Annotated in this window: 1 protein-coding gene; it reads right to left on the minus strand. The window is 65.3% G+C overall.

Annotated elements, in window-relative coordinates:
• On the minus strand, positions 1-251 hold a 251-nt coding region (locus tag NQJ30_RS18940; protein WP_255771853.1), incomplete at both ends, for a hypothetical protein.

The raw sequence follows: 251 nt of genomic DNA on the forward strand, positions 1-251 counted from the left end.
TCCCACTCCCGGCCCCAGACGACCTTGATGACGTTCCAGCCCGCGCCGCGGAAGAACGCTTCGAGTTCCTGCATGATCTTCCCGTTGCCCCGGACCGGCCCGTCCAGGCGCTGGAGGTTGCAGTTGATCACGAAGTTCAGGTTGTCCAGGTTCTCGTTCGCGGCGAGCTGGAGCAGGCCCCGGGACTCGGGCTCGTCCATTTCCCCGTCGCCCAGGAACGCCCAGACCTGCTGGTCCGAGGTGTCTTTCAG

This window comes from Pseudarthrobacter sulfonivorans (assembly GCF_024391045.1).
GTDB classification, from domain to species: domain Bacteria; phylum Actinomycetota; class Actinomycetes; order Actinomycetales; family Micrococcaceae; genus Arthrobacter; species Arthrobacter sulfonivorans_B.